Genomic DNA, 15,915 nt, shown 5'->3' with positions numbered 1-15,915 from the left:
GGGGGTCGGGGAGCAGATTGACGAAATCCGGCGCTAAGGGGCAATCGCCGAGCGACCTTGCGCTGTAGGTGATTTCATGTCGTCGTGACTGATGAGGGCGGCTATGGCCGGTTCGGTGCGTTGTCTCGGCAGGAGCTGGAGCGTTACTGCTACTTGGATGACGAGGACCGGCGGCTGATCGCTGCGCGGCGGCGCGACTACAACCGTCTGGGGTTCGCGGTGCAGGTGGTGACGGTGCGTCACCTGGGAATGTTCCTGGCTGATCCGCTGGATGTCCCGCCCGCGTTGATCGAGTATCTGGCCGAGCAGTTGGAGATCTCCGATCCGTCGATGGTGAAGCGGTACACCGATCGGGAGAAGACCAAGCTCGAACACGCCTGGGAAATCCAGCAGGTGTACGGACTCAAGCCGTTCGGCGAGATGGAGTCGGAGCTCACGTCGTGGATCGTCGACCAGGCGTGGATGACCGGCGACGGACCGAAGGCGATCTTCGGCGACGCAGTGACATGGCTGCGGAAGCGTCAGGCGCTGCTGCCGGGGATCACCACGTTGGAGCGGCTGATCGGCGACGGCCGCAACGCGGCGGACGCCCGGTTGTGGCGCCAGCTCGGCGAGCAGCTGACCTCGGAGTCCGCGTCTGCCTTGTTGCGGCTGCTGGAGGTTCCTGCGGAGGGCGGGCAGAAGGTCAGCGAGCTGGAGCGGCTGCGCAAGGGCGTGTTCAAGGCGTCGTCGAAGGGGATGCTCGCGGCGCTGCGCAGGGTTGTCGACCTGCAAGCGGTCGGGGTGGACAGCATCGACGTGAGGGCGATCCCGCCGCGTCGGTTGACGGGGTTGGCGACCTACGGGTTGGCGAGCAAGGCCGCCGCGCTGCGGCGGCTGCCCACGCGTGAGCAGCGCTTGGCGGTGCTGGCCGCGACGGTCGTTGTGTTGAGCGCGCGGGCGGTCGACGACGTGTTGGAGACCTTCGACATGTTGATGACGACGAAGCTTCTGTCCAAGGCCGAGCGGGAGTCTCGCGAGGAGAAGCTGCGTCGCTATCCGAGGGTGTCACGCAACGCAGGCAAGCTCGCGGCAGCGGTGAAGGTGCTGCTGGAGATGGTCGAGGTCAACCAGGACGTCGGGCTGGGCGTGGTGTTGGACATGATCGAGAAGACCGTCACCCGGGCCGAGTTGCGGCACGCGGTCCAGGCGGTCGACGAGCTGGTGCCCGCCGACGACGCGGAGCTGGATGGGCAGCGGTTGATCGAGTTGGCCGGCAAGTTCGCCACGGTCCGCCCGTTCCTGTCGATGCTGATGGACACGATCGAGTTCGGCGCGACCAGTGACGGCGCCGCCGTCCTGGCGGCAATGAAGACCCTCGCCGAGCTGCTGACATCCAGGTCGTCGGGCAAGATCCCGGCAAACCTGCTGGACGCCCGCAAGGTCGACCACGACTTGATCGTCGGCGCGTGGAAGCGCTTGATCTACACGCCGGGCCGACCGGAGGGCACCGTCGACCGGAACTCCTACACGATCTGCGTGTTGGAACAGTTCCACCGACACCTCAAGCACCGCAGCATCTTCGCGGTGCGTTCGTCGCGGTGGCGCGACCCGCGGGCGCACCTGCTGGCAGGCGAAGCCTGGGAGGCTGCGCGTGACGCCGGCATGAACGCGCTGGGCCTGCCCGCCGCGCCGACGCAGCTGCTGACCGATCACGCGACGGCGTTGGAGACCGCTTATCGGGAGTTGGCCGCACGGCTGGGCGAGGACACCCCAGCCAGCATCGACGCCGACGGCAAACTGCACGTCGCCGCGCTGGACGCCAAGGCCGAGCCCGCGTCGCTGGTCGACCTGCGCCGCCGGGTGGAGGCGATGATCCCGCGTGTGGACCTGCCGGAACTGGTCACGGAGGTGATGAGCTGGCATCCCGGTTTCACCGAGGCGTTCACCCACACCTCGGGCAACGAGGCCCGCGTCGCCGACCTCGGCTTGTCGGTGGCGGCCGTGCTCTGTTCCTATGCGATGAACGTCGGGTTCAAACCGGTGACAACGCCTGGTGTCGACGCCCTGACCAGGGATCGGCTGCTGCACGTCGACCAGTGCTACGTGCGGGCCGAGACCATCGAGGCGGCCAACGCCGTGCTGGTCGACGCCCAGGCCGACATCCCCCTGGCCCAAGCGTGGGGCGGCGGGCTGGTCGCCTCGGTGGACGGGATGCGGTTCGTGGTGCCCGTGCGCACCCATAACGCCCGCCCGAACCCGAAGTACTTCGGCCGGAAACTGGGCATCACCTGGTTGAACATGCTCAACGACCAGTCCGCCGGGCTGGCAGGCAAGGTGCTGCGCGGAACACCTCGCGATTCGCTGCACACCATCGACGTGATCGTGTCCCAGCACGGCGGGCGGATTCCGGAGGTCATCATCACCGACACCGGGTCGTATTCCGACATCGTGTTCGGACTGCTGCATCTGATCGGCCGCCAGTACCGGCCGCAGCTGGCGAACCTGCCCGATCAGCGGTTGTGGCGCATCGACGCCCGAGCCGACTACGGGCCGCTGGACAAGGCGGCGCGCGGGGTGATCGACACCGCCAAGATCGCCGCGCACTGGGAGGACATGTGCCGGATCGCGGTGTCGATCCACTCCGGTGAGGTGTCGGCGCACGAGGTCACCAGGATGATCTCCCGCGACGGGCAGCCGACCGCGTTGGGCCAGGCCATCGCCCATTTCGGGCGGATCTTCAAGACCCTGCACATCCTGCGCCTGGCCGACGACGAACCTTACCGGCGCGAGGGCAAGGCCCAGTCCAATCTCGTCGAGGGTCGTCACGACCTGGCGCGCACGATCTATCACGGCCGCAAGGGCGAGATGACCCGCGCCTACTACGAGGGCATGGAAGACCAGCTCTCGGCGCTGGGATTGGTGCTCAATTGCGTCGTCGTGTGGAACACCGTCTACGAGAACCGCGCCCTCGCCGCGCTGCGAGCCGGCGGATACCCGGTGCTCGACACCGATGTCGAGCGATTGTCGGCGTTCGTGCGCGCCCACATCGGCATCGACGGGCACTACAGCTTCCACCTGCCCGACCCCAGCGGAGTTCACCGACCGCTGCGCGACCCGGACGCCGACGACGACGAGTAGCGCGAGTCGAAGGGTGGCGGATGACCGCTCAGGACCTGACGACGCATGTCGGCGGAAGTCTCTCCTGAGCCGCGAAACAGGCCACGGCCTGCACCTCTACCTCCGACCTGACCCAACAAACTACCGCTAGATTACGGTCACGGAGAGCGTCAGTTTGTCGCTGTGCGGCACGCCCGTCCGGTCGAGGAAGTCACACATGTCATCGATCATCGGCTGCATGAGCAGCTGCCCCAGCTGACGAACCATCAGCCCGATGACCTGTGAGGACTCGGATCGCCGTGTCGAGGTCTTGCCCGAATAGCGGAGTTTGGAGATCTCTCTGCGACTCAGGTCGGTCAGCCGCTCGAGTAACTCGCTCTTTCCCTGCGGATCGAGCACAGCGCGCCGGATGTAGTTCACCACCGTCGGATGCGTCGCGAGCATGTGCCGCACCGCCTCGTCTCGAGCGGCGGCGACCTGCGCTGGGGCGCCCTCGTCCGGCACAGAGGCGATCGCCAGAGCGTAATAGTCGACGACCAGTTGCTCGACGGCGACGCGTAGCCCGTCCTTGGTCTTGAAGTGGTGCTGCACCAATCCCACGGCGACCCCGGCGGCGGCGGCGACGGCGCGCATCGAGACGCGATCCTCGCCGCGCTCGGCGTAGAGGTCGAGCGCGGCGTTGCGAATGCGGGCCTTCGCGGTGAGGTCCTCGTCACTGGCGCGGGGGTCGGTCACAGAAATTGCCTCCTATCAGGGAAAAAAGCATACACCCTTGACATTAGACAGTACATGCGCATTAATGGCTATACATCAGTATAGTCAAAAAGGGGTTGATGATGTCGCAGTCGAGTTCGCTGCAGGGCGTGCAGGTGGTGTCGCTCGCGATCAATCTGCCGGGCCCGCTCGCCGCCGCGCGGCTACGGGCGCTGGGCGCCACCGTCACCAAGATCGAACCGCCGGCCGGCGACCCGCTGCGGGCCGTGGCGCCGACGTGGTACGACGAGCTCACTGTGGGCCAGCGGGTCGTGACCCTCGACCTCAAGGACCCCGCTGATCGGGCGGTGGCGGCGCGCGAGCTGTCGCGTGCCGACCTGATGCTCACCGCCATGCGCCCCTCGGCGCTGGTCAAGCTCGGCCTGGACGAGTTGACCGCGGCGAATCCGCACCTGTCGCATATCGAGATCGTCGGGCACGACGGGATCGCGGCGGAGCAGCCCGGCCATGACCTGACGTACCAGGCCCTGCACGGCACTCTCCAGCCGCCGACGATGCCGACCGTCCCGGTGGCCGACCTGCTCGGCGCCGAGCGCGCCGTGTCCGCGGCCCTGCTCGCCCTGCGCGTGGCCGCGGAGTCCGGCGTGGGACACCGCGAGCGGGTCGTCCTCGAACAGGCGGCCGCCGACGCCGGCGCCGCAGTTCGGCACGGTCTGATGGGAGCGGGCGCGCCGCTCGGCGGGGCGCATCCCGGTTACCGGATCTACTCCAGCTCCGACGGCCACGTCGCGCTGGCCGCGCTCGAGCCGCACTTCTGGGAGCGCGCCCGCGCCGGTCTCGGTGTCGAGGGCACCCAGGAGGAGCTCGAGCAGACGTTTCTTTCCAAGCCGACGCGCGAATGGGAGGAGGTCGCGAAGCGCCTCGACATTCCCCTGATCGGAATCCGCGATTCGGCACCCCGTAATTCAGCACAAGGAGCTTTGTCATGAGTGTTCGCGAGGCCGTTATCGTCGGCGCGGTCCGGACCCCGGTCGGCCGTCGCGGAGGGATCCTCAGCGCATGGCATCCGGTGGACCTGCTCGGGCAGACGCTGCGGGAGCTTGTGGCCCGCGCCGGCGTCGACCCCGCCGCGATCGAGGACGTCATCACCGGCTGCGTCATCCAGCACGATGTCCAGTCGGGCAATCTCGGCCGCCACGCGGTGCTCGCCGCCGGGCTGCCCGAGTCGGTCCCCGCGGTGACGATCGACCGCCAGTGCGGTTCAGGGCAGCAGGCGGTCAGCTTCGCCGCCCAGGCGGTGATGGCGGGTTCCCACGACCTGGTGATCGCCTGCGGCGTCGAGTCGATGTCACGGGTGCCGATGCCTCCGGCGTTCCTGCCCGGCGCGCCGCTCGGCCCGCAGTACAGCCCGCGCGAACTCGACCGCTACGACGGTGGGCTGATGGCGCAGGGCCCGTCGTCGGAGCTGATGAACGAGAGGTTCGACCTGAGCCGAGCGGCGTTGGACGCGTTCAGCGCTCGCAGCCACGAGCGGGCGCACGCCGCGACGCGGGCCGGGAAGTTCCGCGACCAGATGGTGCCGATCACCGCCGACCCCGACGACCCGACCGGTCCGGTCATCGACTCGGACGAGGGCATCCGCGAGCACATCGACCCCGCCAAGATGGCGAGCCTGAAAGCCGTGTTCGGCGCCGACGGGCGGACCACGGCGGCCAACTCCTCGCAGATCAGCGACGGCGCGGCCGCGCTGCTGATCGCCGACCGCGAGTACGCCGAGCGCAACGGCCTCATCCCACGCGCCCGGTTCCGCGCGCTGTCGGTCGCCGCCGCCGACCCGATCATCCAGTTCACCGCGATCCTCGACGCCGCCCACAAGGCGCTCGGCCGAAGCGGGTTGGCCGTCGAGGAGATCGACCTGTTCGAGGTCAACGAGGCCTTCGCCGGTGTGCCGCTGATCTTCCAACGGGAATTCGGCGTCCCGGACGACAAGCTGAACGTCAACGGCGGCTCCGTCGCCCTCGGCCACCCGCTGGGCTCGACCGGAGCCCGGATGCTCACCGACCTGCTCTGCGAACTCGAACGCTCCGGCAAGAGGTTCGGCTTGCAGACCGTCTGCGAGGCCACCGGCACCGCGAACGCCACCATCATCGAACGCATCTGAGGACGTCATGAGCCACGAGATCGTGAGGGGCCTGCCCTCCACCCACGGCGACCACTATCAACTCAACACCACCACCATCATCCGGCACGCCGCGCGCACCTATCCCGAGCAGGAGATCGTGTACCGCACCGCGGACGGCGGCTGGGACCGGTACACCTACGCCGATGCCTACGCGCGAATCCAACGAAGTGCCAATGCACTTCGCTCGATCGGCGTCGGGCCGGGCGATGTGGTCGGGATCCTCGACTGGAACAGCAAGCGGCACTACGAGCTGTACTGGGCGATTCCCGGCCTCGCTGCCGTGATGTTGCAGATGAACCTGCGTTTGGCGCCAGAGGATCTCGCTTACGTCACCGGACACAGTGATGCATCGGTGGTCCTCATCGACGAGTCGCTGCTTCCGGTTGCCGAGGCGCTGGCACCGCATACGCCGAACGTGAAGACGTGGGTGGTGATGACCGATAAGCCGCTGGCCGACATCACCACCACGCTCCCGCACGCGGTGCACTGGGAGGACCTGCTCGCGGACGCCGGCCCGGAGATCGACTGGCCGGTCATCGACGAAACCTCCTCCTACAGCGCGTGTTACACCACCGGCACCACCGGCAGGCCCAAGGGCATCTACTACTCGCATCGCGGCATCTACCTGCACACCCTCGCCGAGGTCGCCGGACTCGGGATGAGCAGCGACGATGCCGTCATGCTCATCACGCCGATGTTCCACGGCCAGGGCTGGGGCCTACCCCAGGCGGCCGCCTACAGTGCCGCAAAAATCGTGCTGCCCGGTCGCTACATCGCCGAGGACACATCCGTCCTCGTGGACGCGATGATCGCGGAGCAAGTCACCGTCGCAAACGGTGCGCCGGCGATCTTCCAGCCCATGATGAACTACATCAAGACGCTTGCGGTCGCACCGGACTTCTCCCGCGCGCGGCTGCTGTCCGGTGCCACCGAGCCGCCGCTGTCGCTGATGCGCGACTTCCACGACATCACTGGAGCCGACGTCATCCACGCCTACGGCGCCACCGAGACCACCCCTCTGGTCGCGGTGAACCGGGGACTGAAGCCCTCGCTGCGCGGTGTGATCTCGGACGAGGAGAAGTGGGATCTCAAGCGTAAGCAGGGTTTGCCGGTCAACGGCATCGACATCCGGATCGTCGACGCGGAAGGCAACGATCTCCCGCACGACGGCACGAGTCAGGGTGAAGTGCTGCTGCGCGGACCGTGGATCATCGAGCGCTATCACAAGCTCGACGACGACGCCGACAAGTTCCTCGACGGGTATTGGCGTAGCGGCGATGTCGGGACCATCGACCCGAATGGTTACTTGAAGATCACCGACCGGATCAAGGACGTGGTCAAGTCGGGTGGCGAATGGATTTCCTCCATCGACATGGAGAACGCACTCGTTGCCCATCCGAAGATCGCCGAGGCGGCCGTCATCGGCGTCCCGCACCCGAAGTGGCAGGAGCGTCCAGTAGCACTCGTCGTGACGACCGACGGGCAGGAACTTCCACTGTCGGAGATCCACGAATTGCTCGCCGATGCATTCGCCAAATGGCAATTGCCCGAGACCGTCCTGTATCTGGACCAGCTGCCCCGCACCAGCGTCGGCAAGCTCGACAAGAAGGCCATGCGCGCCGCGCACACCAACGTCTACGAGGACGTCCGATGAACCCCGACAACGCCCCGCTACGCACGGCCCGCGACAGCCACCTCCTGATCCTGGAGATCAACCGGCCCAAGGCTCGCAACAGTCTGAACGAGGCGGTGCTCACCGCCTTGAACACCGAGCTCGTCGCGGCTCGGCACGACGACGAGATCCGTGCCATCGTGCTCACCGGCGCCGGCGGGATCTTCTGCGCCGGAGCCGACATCACCAATTTCGACGCCATTCGCGACCAGTCGCTGCTCGGCGATCGAGCCGCGCTGGGCGGCACCATCTGGGCCGACCTGGGCCGATTCCCGAAGCCGGTCCTCGCTGCGGTCGAGGGCCTCGCACTCGGCGGCGGCTGCGAGTTGGCGCTTGCCTGCGACATCGTCATCGCCGGCGAATCCGCCAAGTTCGGTGTCCCGGAGGTGAAGCTCGGCGTGATCCCGGGCGGCGGCGGAACCCAGCGCCTGATTCAGGCCGTCGGCAAGTCCAAGGCGATGGCCCTACTGCTCACCGGCGACTTCCTGTCCGCACAGCGGGCGTGCGCGGCCGGCATCGTCGCCGAGACCGTCCCGGACGGCACCGCCCTCGAAGCGGCGGTCGCCATGGCGCAGCGGATCGCCGCCAACTCACCGCTCGCGGTGGCGCTGGCCAAGGATGCCGCCCTCCAGGCCCTGGAAACCTCTCTGGCGCAAGGACTCGAGCACGAGAAGCGCAACTTTCACGTTGCCATCCATTCCGCCGACAGCCGCGAGGGCCAGGCCGCGTTCCTCGCCAAGCGCGCCCCCGAATTCACCGGAAAGTAGGACCGATCATGAGCGAGCTGTTCCCCGATTACCGCTCCCCGTGGGAGACCGACGATCAGGCGCTGCTGCGTAAGCACGCCGCCGAGTTCTTCCGCAAGGAAGCCACCCCGAACCAGGACCGTTGGGCCGCGCAGCACCAGGTCGACCGCGAGTTCTGGACCAAGGCCGGCGCCGCGGGACTGCTGTGCCTCGACATCGCCGAAGAATACGGCGGCGGGGGCGGCAACTTCGGCCACGAGGCGATCGTGCAGCAGGAGATCGCCTACGCCCACGACACCGCGTTCGGCTTCGCCGTGCACTCGACGATCGTCGCGCACTACATCGCCGCCTATGCCACCGAGGACCAGAAGAAGCGCTGGCTATCGAAATGTGCGAGCGGTGAGAGCGTCCTCGCCATTGCGATGACCGAACCCGGCACCGGCTCGGACCTGCAGGCCGTACGGACCACCGCGGTTCGCGACGGCGGCCACTACGTGATCAACGGCTCGAAGACGTTCATCTCGAACGCGTCGCACTGCGACCTGCTCGTCATCGTCGCCAAAACGGACCCGAGCCAAGGTTCCAAGGGTATCTCGCTGCTCGTCGCGGAGACGGAGAATCTTCCGGGGTTCGAGCGTGGGCGGGTGCTGGACAAGATCGGCCAGCACGGCCAGGACACCCGCGAGTTGTCGTTCACCGACATGCGGGTGCCGGCAGCGAATCTGCTCGGCGGCGTCGAGGGGCAGGGCTTCTACCAGCTGATGGGTCAGCTGCAGCGTGAGCGGCTGATCCTCGGTGTCGGCGGTGTCGCGGTGGCCGAGGCCGCGGTGGCGGAGAGCATCAGGTACGCCAAGGAACGTCACGCCTTCGGCAAGCCGATCCTGAACTTCCAGAACACGAAGTTCGTACTCGCCGAGTGCAAGACCGACGTGCTGGCCGGCAAGACCCTGATGGACCACTGCATCCAGCGTCACCTCGACGGCACCCTCGACGCGGCGACCGCGTCGATGGCCAAGCTGTGGGGCAGCGACAAGCAGTGCGAGATCGTCGACCGCTGCCTGCAGGTCTTCGGTGGCTACGGCTACATGATGGAGTACCCGATCGCGCAGATGTACGCCGCTTCCCGCGTGCAGAAGATCTACGGCGGCACCAACGAGATCATGAAGGAACTCATCGGCCGCGCCTTATGAGGTTGACCTTCGCGCAGTGACACCACTGCGTCAGTCACACCTCACTTTGTCAAAAACCCGATGTTCTCAACCTATTTCGTCAGGAGTATTCATGCATATCACCGGAACCAACGCACTCGTCACCGGCGGAGCCTCGGGCCTCGGACTGGCCACCGTCACCGCCCTCGCCAAGTCGGGCGCCCGGGTAATCGCCGTCGACCTGCCCACCGCGAACACGGATGCGCTGGCTGCTCTCGGCGACACCGTGGAATTCGCTCCGGCGGATGTCACCGACGAGGCCGCGGTCACCGAGGCGGTCGAGCGCGCCAACGCGGAGTCCTCACTGCGAATCACCGTGAACTGCGCCGGCATCGGCAACGCCGTCAAGACCGTCGGTAAGAACGGACCGTTCCCGCTGGCCGAATTCGAGAAGATCGTCAAGGTCAACCTGACCGGAACCTTCAACGTCATCCGCCTCGCCGCGCACGCGATGTCGCAGAACGAGCCCGTCGACGGCGAGCGCGGCGTGATCGTCAACACCGCCTCGGTCGCGGCCTTCGACGGGCAGATCGGACAGGCCGCGTACTCGGCATCGAAGGGCGGGATCGTCGGCGCCACCCTGCCGATCGCCCGCGACCTGGCGTCGCTGCTGATCCGGGTGAACACCATCGCGCCCGGCCTGTTCAAGACCCCGCTGCTGGGCACGCTGCCCGAGGCGGCTCAGATTTCGCTGGGACAGCAGGTGCCGCACCCGAACCGGCTCGGCGACCCCGCCGAGTACGCGCAGCTGGTCGAGGCGATCGTGACCAACCCGATGCTCAACGGCGAAACCATCCGCCTCGACGGCGCGATCCGCATGGCGCCGCGGTGAAACCCGTCGGCGTGCAGGTGGGATCGCACCATGAGCACACACGCCTTGTATACGCCGAGGACCTGGGCATCGGCCAGCGTTTCGACTTGGGCTCACACACGGTGACCGAGGCCGAACTCGTCGACTTCGCCACCCACTGGGATCCCCAGTGGTTTCACATCGACCGGGCGGCGGCGCAGGACGGCCAGTTCGGTGGCCTGATCGCCAGTGGAATCCACACGTTGGCGATCCTGCAACGGCTGACATTCGACGCAGTGGGGCACAGCTGGGCGGCCATTGCCGGGCGCGGCATCCGAGATCTGCGGTTCCGCCGTCCCGTGCGTCCAGGAGACGTGCTGACCGGCACCGTCGTCATCGACGACATCCAGTTCGACGACCGGGCACGCGCCCTCGTCACCACCGAGAGCACCGTGGTCGACAGCGAAGGCCGCGTCGTGCTGACCGTCCTGCTCGACGCCTACCTGCACTCGCGCACACGTCAACCATCGACCACCTGAGACGACGATTCGGAGACATCAATGCCAGAGGCATACATCATCGACGCGGCACGCACCCCGGTAGGCCGCCGCCGCGGCGCACTGGCCGCCGCACACCCGGTCGACCTCGCGGCCCATGTGATCGGCGCACTCGTCGAACGCAACGGTGTCGACCCCGCGTCGGTCGACGACGTGATCCTCGGCTGCCTGGACAACATCGGTCCGCAGGCGGGCGATATCGCCCGCACCGCGGCCCTCGCTGCGGGCCTGCCCGAGACAGTGCCCGGCGTGACCATCGACCGCCAGTGCGGATCCTCGCAACAGGCTGTACATTTCGCCGCGCAGGCCGTGATGAGCGGCACCGCCGACCTCATCGTCGCGGGCGGGGTGCAGAACATGAGCCAGATCCCACTGATGTCGTCGGTCACCGCGGGCGAGGCGTTCGGCGTGCGCGACCCCTACTCGGGCTCGACGAGGTGGCGGGCCCGCTACGGGGACGAGACGATCTCGCAGTTCCGCGGCGCCGAGATGATCGCCGAAAAGTGGGGAATCGACCGGGAGGCGATGGAGCAGTACGCCCTGGAAAGCCACCGCCGGGCGCTGCAGGCGATCGCCGGCGGACGCTTCGCCGCCGAGATCCTCCCCTACCAGCAGATGACGACCGACGAAGGACCGCGCGCCGACACCACACCGGAGAAGATGGCCGCCCTGCCGAGCCTCACGCCGGGGGGGCGCTTGAGCGCCGCGGTCGCCAGCCAGATCTCCGACGGCGCCTCGGGCATGCTCATCGCCTCCGCCGAGGCGGTACGCCGCCACGACCTGGCTCCGCGGGCCCGGATCCATCACCTGACCGTGCTCGGCGCCGATCCGGTCATGATGCTCGCCGCACCGATCCCCGCCACCGAACGGGCACTCGAGCGGACCGGCATGCGCATCGACGACTTCGACGTGTTCGAGGTCAACGAGGCGTTCGCCCCGGTCGTGATGGCGTGGTTGCAGGAGACCGGCGCCGACCCGGAGCGGGTGAACCCCAACGGCGGCGCCATCGCTCTCGGCCACCCGATCGGCGCCACCGGCACCCGGCTGATGACCACCATGCTGCACGAACTCGAACGCTCCGGCGGACGCTACGGGTTGCAGACCATGTGCGAGGGCGGCGGACAAGCCAACGTCACCATCATCGAGCGGCTCGGCTGATCCGATGACCCCGACCGCTATCCGGACCGTCCGCACCGGCCGCCTGCTTCACATCACGATCGACCGGCCCGGCCGCATGAACGCCCTCGGCGTCGACGACCTGGTCGCACTCGACACCGCGATCAGCGGGGCGGAAGCGACCGGTGCCCGCGCGATCGTGCTCACCGGCGCGGGAAGAGCCTTCTGCACGGGAGCGGATCTGACCGCGGTGACGGGCGAGGAACCCGAGGTGGTGATGGACGCCGCGAACCGGGTGATCCGCGGCATCGTCTCCGCGCCGGTCCCCGTCATCGCCGCCGTCAACGGCCCCGCGGTCGGGTACGGAGTGGCGCTCGCCTGCGCCGCAGACCTCACCTACGCCGCCGAAAGCGCGTATTTCCTGTTGTCGTTCACCAGCATCGGGCTGATGCCCGACGGCGGCGCGACCGCGCTCGTCGCCGCGGCGATCGGCCGGGCGCGGGCTACAGAATTAGCGCTGCTCGGGCAGCGGCTTTCCGCCACCGACGCCGCCCAGACCGGCTTGGTGGCCCGGATCCTGCCGGATGACCAGCTCGCGGCCCATGTCGAGGCCGTCGCCGGCACGCTGGGAGCCGGGCCGCGGCGCGCCCTCGAACTGACCAGACGGGCGCTCGCCGCGTCCACCCTGGGCCACCTCGACCACGCCCTCGAGCGTGAACGAGCCGGACAGATCGAACTCATCGGCACACCGGATTTCGCCGAGGGCGCCGACGCCGTCCTCACCAAACGTCCCCCCACATTTGCTTAGCAGACCACCCGCCGATCATAGGAGAATCATGGCAACCCTTGGTGGACAACTGACATTGAACGCACGCCGCCACCCGGACCGGCCCGCGCTGATCTTCGAGGGCGTCGAGCGCAGCTACGGGCAGCTCGACCGGGAAATCAACCAGTACGCCAACGCGCTGCTGTCCCTCGGCGTGCAGAAGGGCGACCGCGTGGCGGTGCTGTCGCCGAACTCCGACCGCTTCCTCCTCGCGCTGTACGGCGCGTTCAAGGTCGGCGCGATCGTCTCCCCGTTCAACCCGCGGTCCACGGCCCGGGAGCTGGCGTATCTGCTCGAGGACTCCGGCGCGTCGGTGCTGCTGTTCGGTGGGGACACCGTCGCGGCGGTGCGGGACCTGGCCAAGCTGGAGCAGGCGCCCGCTGCCCCGGCGCTTTCGCTGGACGGCGCGGACGGCTTCGACGATTTCGTCCAGCTGGCGTCCTCCATGCCGGACAGCGACCCACAGGTCGAGGTGCGCGAGGACGACGACTGCATGATCATCTACACCTCCGGCACCACCGGGAAACCGAAGGGTGCGCTGTTCGATCACCACCGGCTGCTGTGGGTCGGCCACGCGGTGTCCTCGCTCGGCGTCAACTCCTTCGACCGGAACCTGCACGTGGCACCGATGTACCACTGCGCCGAACTGGTGCTGTTCGTGCTCAGCGGCTTCTCGATGGGCACCACCCACGTCGTGTTGCCGGCATTCGAGCCCGCCGCCGTCCTCGACGCCCTCGAGCGATACCGGATCACCGTCTTCCTCGGTGTTCCCACCATGTATCAGATGATGTTGACGGTCCCCGACCTCGAGCGGCGCGACCTCTCGCACTGGCGGCTCGGCTTCTTCGGGGCGGCACCGATGCCGCCGACTGCGGTCGCGAAACTCGTGACGACCTTCCCGGACGTCGGCTTCTTCCAGCTGTGCGGGCCGACCGAGGGTGGCCCCACCGGCATCTACTCCACGCCTGACGAGGTCGCCGTCCGTCCCGATGCGACGGGACGCTGGCCGATCACGAATGCCGAGTTCCGGCTGGTCGATCCGGATGGCAACGATGTCCCGACGGGGATGACCGGCGAGATCATCCTGCGCGGCGAGACCATCATGAAGGGCTACTGGAACAAGCCCGAGGCCACCGCCGAGACCATCCGAGACGGGTGGCTGCACACCGGGGACCTCGCCGTCCGCGACGCCGACGGTTTCATCACGATCGTCGACCGGCTCAAGGACATGATCATCACCGGCGGCCGCAACGTCTACTCGATCGAGGTCGAGAACGCCCTCGCGGGGCACCCCGACGTCCAGGACGTTGCCGTCGTCGGCCTGGACCACGCCACATTCGGGGAGACCATCGTCGCGATCGTGACCCCGGTTCCCGGTCGCGAGGTGACCCTCGAGGAGCTGCGGACGTACGCCGCCGAATACGTCGCGGACTACAAACTGCCGCGCGATCTGATCGTCCGTGACATCCCGCGCAACCCTTCCGGCAAGATCCTCAAACACGTTCTCCGCAGTGAGATTCGGGACGACTCCGCGCAACGCACGTAGACCGACGGACGACTCCGGCACATTCGAGTTCCCGGGAACCACGACGCCGTCCATATCCGATACGGCCTGACCGAAGCCGCGCTCCCGCGCGCTCATCTCCCACGGCTGTTCCAACCCCGGCGAGGTCTCGCGCGACCTCACGGCCCTACTCTCGGCCGTGCCCCCGCCGGATCCGACAAACACCACGACCACGCACGCCCGGCAGCGGCTATGAGTTCCCGGACGCGGAAGACCACACCCATCGACGGTGCCGCACTTGATTGGTCTCTTTCGGCCCCCCTCGAGCAGATGCGCTCGGGCCGAACAGTCAAGGTGCTGAACAAGATACGCAGACACGCGCCGGAACTCGTCACCGTCAGCTACTGAGAGATTCAGCGGGAGCGCCGCCGCGCAGCGGGATCGGTCTCGGCCTGCCAGCGCCCCAGCGCCTCGGCGGAGACCTTCGCGTATTTGACCAGGCTGCGCACCGAGGTGTGTCCGCTCAACGCCATCAGCATCGGCGTGGAAGCGCCCTTCTCTGCGGCGTGGGTCAGTCGCGAGTGCCGCAGCTGGTGCAGCGTGAACGGTCCGCGTCGCATCCCTTCGGTGTGCTCCTCGAGGAGCGTCGCGGCGCGGCGGTAGGAAAGTCGGGCGCGGCCGGTCGAGTTGTCGGTGTCGGTCTTGGCGACCGACGGCTTGGCTTTGCGGTCGGTCAGGAACAGCGGCCCGGACTTCCGTCCGGCGATCAGCCGGGGCAGCGGCCGTGCGGTGCCGGTCTGCCAATAGATCACCTCGCGGGCGCCGCCCTTGCGGGTGACCGTGGCGCATCGGTTCACGGTGTCCAGGTCCTCGATGTCGAGATTCAGGATCTCCTCCGCCCGCGCGGCGGACTCATACAGCATCGACCAGAACACCCGCTCGCGCAGGGCCGCGTCCATGCCCAGCAGCTCCGCAACCTCGGCGGCGGTCATCGCCTTGCTGTTGTCCGGCGCACTCGGCCGCGCCCGCAGGCGCGACACCGGATCGCCGGTCAGCCACTGTTGATCGCGTCAGTAGGCGCACGCCGCCGACACCGCGGTCAGCCGGAGGTTGTAGGTCTTGGGGGCCTTGTCGCCCCACACGTAGTCGAACCACCCCGACACCCGATCCGGGTTCAACAACCCGACATCGCCGTCCGCGCCGAAGTCGCGCACCATCCGATCCAACGCCGAGGCGTAGGCGCGGCGGGTGTTCACCGCCGCGATCGTGCCCAGAAAGGTCCGCGTCGCGTCCGCCAGCCGGATCCCGGCGGCCCGCGCCGGTAGCGAGCTCACCGATCCCACCCCGACCGCCCTTCAGCACTACGGCAGATAGTTTCCGGAGTCGCCCATCTCCGGAACGACCATCGCGGCAGGACGACTCACGAGTTACGGCAGATAGTACGCTACTATCTGCCGTAAATCCTTAGCGCCGGATTTCGAGAATCTGCTCCCCGACCCCC

General features: G+C 67.7%; 14 protein-coding genes. 11 read left to right on the top strand and 3 right to left on the bottom strand.

The window, feature by feature from the left end:
• The first annotated feature begins 84 nt into the window (after positions 1-84).
• Positions 85-3,120 carry a Tn3 family transposase gene (locus tag ACODSO_RS28060; RefSeq protein WP_011331220.1) on the top strand — a complete coding sequence of 1,012 codons (3,036 nt, stop codon included), beginning with the start codon at positions 85-87 and terminating at the stop codon, positions 3,118-3,120.
• Between the two features lie 126 nt (positions 3,121-3,246).
• On the opposite strand, the gene ACODSO_RS28055 is transcribed toward ACODSO_RS28060, so the two are convergent.
• On the bottom strand, positions 3,247-3,834 hold the full coding sequence (locus tag ACODSO_RS28055) for a TetR/AcrR family transcriptional regulator (protein WP_011331219.1): 588 nt from the start codon (positions 3,832-3,834) through the stop codon (positions 3,247-3,249).
• Positions 3,835-3,935: 101 nt separating this feature from the next.
• Here ACODSO_RS28055 and ACODSO_RS28050 point away from each other — a divergent pair, with 101 nt between their 5' ends.
• The 10 genes from ACODSO_RS28050 to ACODSO_RS28005 all read left to right on the top strand — a co-directional run bounded on the left by ACODSO_RS28050 (position 3,936) and on the right by ACODSO_RS28005 (position 14,456).
• On the top strand, positions 3,936-4,802 hold the full coding sequence (locus ACODSO_RS28050) for a CoA transferase (protein ID WP_011331218.1): 867 nt from the start codon (positions 3,936-3,938) through the stop codon (positions 4,800-4,802).
• Positions 4,799-5,974, top strand: a complete 1,176-nt coding sequence (locus tag ACODSO_RS28045; RefSeq protein ID WP_011331217.1) for a thiolase family protein — start codon at positions 4,799-4,801, stop codon at positions 5,972-5,974. Before ACODSO_RS28050 ends, ACODSO_RS28045 begins: the two co-directional genes overlap by 4 nt.
• Positions 5,975-5,981: 7 nt before the next feature.
• The gene (locus ACODSO_RS28040; protein WP_011331216.1) at positions 5,982-7,649 is read left to right on the top strand and encodes a long-chain-fatty-acid--CoA ligase; all 1,668 of its coding nucleotides are present in this window, start codon (positions 5,982-5,984) and stop codon (positions 7,647-7,649) included.
• Positions 7,646-8,434 (top strand): enoyl-CoA hydratase/isomerase family protein, encoded by a 789-nt coding sequence (locus ACODSO_RS28035; RefSeq protein ID WP_011331215.1) that lies wholly within the window; start codon positions 7,646-7,648, stop codon positions 8,432-8,434. The genes ACODSO_RS28040 and ACODSO_RS28035 overlap by 4 nt, the downstream gene beginning before the upstream one ends.
• Positions 8,435-8,442: 8 nt before the next feature.
• Complete coding sequence (locus ACODSO_RS28030) at positions 8,443-9,603, top strand: acyl-CoA dehydrogenase family protein (RefSeq protein ID WP_011331214.1); 1,161 nt, start codon at positions 8,443-8,445, stop codon at positions 9,601-9,603.
• 91 nt (positions 9,604-9,694) lie between these two features.
• Positions 9,695-10,453 carry a 3-hydroxyacyl-CoA dehydrogenase gene (locus ACODSO_RS28025; RefSeq protein ID WP_011331213.1) on the top strand — a complete coding sequence of 253 codons (759 nt, stop codon included), beginning with the start codon at positions 9,695-9,697 and terminating at the stop codon, positions 10,451-10,453.
• Positions 10,450-10,950 carry a MaoC family dehydratase gene (locus ACODSO_RS28020; RefSeq protein WP_011331212.1) on the top strand — a complete coding sequence of 167 codons (501 nt, stop codon included), beginning with the start codon at positions 10,450-10,452 and terminating at the stop codon, positions 10,948-10,950. Before ACODSO_RS28025 ends, ACODSO_RS28020 begins: the two co-directional genes overlap by 4 nt.
• Before the next feature lie 21 nt (positions 10,951-10,971).
• Entirely contained in the window at positions 10,972-12,126 is a 1,155-nt protein-coding gene (locus ACODSO_RS28015; protein WP_011331211.1) for an acetyl-CoA C-acetyltransferase, read from the top strand.
• Between the two features lie 4 nt (positions 12,127-12,130).
• A complete protein-coding gene (locus ACODSO_RS28010) occupies positions 12,131-12,892 on the top strand; it encodes an enoyl-CoA hydratase (protein ID WP_011331210.1) in 762 nt (253 codons plus the stop codon).
• Between the two features lie 28 nt (positions 12,893-12,920).
• Entirely contained in the window at positions 12,921-14,456 is a 1,536-nt protein-coding gene (locus tag ACODSO_RS28005; protein WP_011331209.1) for a class I adenylate-forming enzyme family protein, read from the top strand.
• Between the two features lie 371 nt (positions 14,457-14,827).
• Here ACODSO_RS28005 and ACODSO_RS28000 read toward each other — a convergent pair whose 3' ends face one another.
• Positions 14,828-15,406, bottom strand: a complete 579-nt coding sequence (locus ACODSO_RS28000) for a tyrosine-type recombinase/integrase (RefSeq protein ID WP_202916944.1) — start codon at positions 15,404-15,406, stop codon at positions 14,828-14,830.
• Positions 15,407-15,484: 78 nt separating this feature from the next.
• Positions 15,485-15,748, bottom strand: coding sequence for a hypothetical protein (locus ACODSO_RS27995; RefSeq protein WP_225330463.1), 264 nt, complete (start codon positions 15,746-15,748; stop codon positions 15,485-15,487).
• Positions 15,749-15,915 lie beyond the last annotated feature (167 nt).

This window comes from Rhodococcus sp. FG69, from assembly GCF_057808915.1.
The sequence above is the reverse complement of the archived record's forward strand: the minus strand, read 5'-3'. Positions and strand labels throughout refer to the sequence as shown.